General features: G+C 66.8%; 1 pseudogene. It reads right to left on the reverse strand.

What is annotated here, in order from left to right:
* A pseudogene (locus ACZBJS_RS42615) lies at nucleotides 1-870 on the reverse strand (hypothetical protein); the annotation flags it as partial.

Here is an 870-nt window from a genome sequence, read left to right on the forward strand (position 1 = left end):
GCCCGCACCCAGAGCGTATCCGACGGCGAGCCGCCGGGACCGAACACGTAACTCACCTGCGACAGGTTCGCCGCCGACACCTCGATGTTGGTGCCGGCTGCTTGCGCGACGCCATTCACCACCCAATGGCCATTGCCGCCGGTGTCCCAGAACGCGTACTGCGTGATGGTGTCGCCGTCAGGATCCGCGGCCGTGAACAGGCTCGAGGCCAGCGTTAACGTCTCGCCATGGGTCGCCGTCACGTTCGATGCCGTCACAATCGGCGGACGGTCGGGTCCCGGTGTTGCGGTGAAGCCTGTCCAGGCGCCCCACGCCAATCCGTCGTTCGCTCGCACCCAGAGCGTATCCGACGGCGAGCCGAACGGCCCGAACACATAACTCACCTGCGACAGGTTCGCCGCCGACACCTCGATGTTGGTGCCGGCTGCTTGCGCGACGCCATTCACCACCCAATGGCCATTGCCGCCGGTGTCCCAGAACGCGTACTGCGTGATGGTGTCGCCGTCAGGATCCGCGGCCGTGAACAGGCTCGAGGCCAGCGTTGACGTCTCGCCATGGGTCGCCGTCACGTTCGATGCCGTCACGATCGGCGGGCTGTCGGGTCCCGGTGTTGCGGTGAAGCCTGTCCAAGCGCCCCACGCCAATCCGTCGTTCGCCCGCACCCAGAGCGTATCCGACGGCGAGCCGCCGGGACCGAACACGTAACTCACCTGCGACAGGTTCGCCGCCGACACCTCGATGTTGGTGCCGGCTGCTTGCGCGACGCCATTCACCACCCAATGGCCATTGCCGCCGGTGTCCCAGAACGCGTACTGCGTGATGGTGTCGCCGTCAGGATCCGCGGCCGTGAACAGGCTCGAGGCCAGCGTT

The organism is Bradyrhizobium sp. KZN70725 (genome assembly GCF_055264925.1).